Origin of the sequence: Neobacillus rhizosphaerae (assembly GCF_050477885.1) — a bacterium.
Classification (GTDB): Bacteria; Bacillota; Bacilli; order Bacillales; family Cytobacillaceae; genus Neobacillus; species Neobacillus rhizosphaerae_A.
This window is the reverse complement of the sequence record NZ_JBCNAC010000157.1, coordinates 1-689: the sequence shown is the minus strand read 5'-3', so window position 1 is coordinate 689 and position 689 is coordinate 1. Positions and strand designations below refer to the sequence as shown.

Genomic DNA, 689 nt, shown 5'->3' with positions numbered 1-689 from the left:
CAACAGGCAAGTTTAACAGAACTTTAAAAAGAATAGCGGAGTTTGGTGAAGGAAATAATAAAATTTTGGCTTACTCCTTTTACATAAAATTGCATATCTTATGGAAAAAGAGTATATATATAGTGAAAATCCAAAGAAAAGGTGATCAGAGGATGGCAGACCACAAAAAAGTAGATCTCACTGAAGAAACAGCTCGCAGATGGCTAAAGGAAAGAGGCGTTGAAGTTCAGGATATGGCTGATTTAGTCTTCTTTTTGCAGGAAAAGTACCATGAAAACCTCAAAATGGAAGACTGTATAGCAAACGTGGAACGTGTTCTTTCTAAACGTGAAGTTCAAAATGCCATAATCACAGGAATACAGCTTGATATGCTTGCAGAAAAAGGGATGTTAGAGGAACCTCTTCAATCGATCATTGGATCCGACGAAAGTCTTTATGGGGTAGATGAAATCTTGGCGTTTTCTATTGTGAACGTGTACGGCTCCATCGGTTTTACAAACTATGGATACATTGACAAATTAAAGCCCGGGATTTTAGCGCACTTAAATGATAAATCCACCGGTGAATGCCATACATTTTTAGATGATATCGTCGGCGCCATCGCCGCGGCTGCCTCAAGCCGACTGGCACACCGTGCCGCACGGCAAGAGGAGGAAAGAGAAAAAGAGAAATAAGAAAAGCGCAAGCGC

1 protein-coding gene is annotated in these 689 nt (G+C 40.6%); it reads left to right on the top strand.

Annotation, left to right across the window (positions count from 1 at the left end; genetic code table 11):
- The first annotated feature begins 152 nt into the window (after positions 1-152).
- Positions 153-674, top strand: coding sequence for a phosphatidylglycerophosphatase A family protein (locus tag ABES03_RS21250; protein ID WP_430120434.1), 522 nt, complete (start codon positions 153-155; stop codon positions 672-674).
- Positions 675-689: the final 15 nt, after the last annotated feature.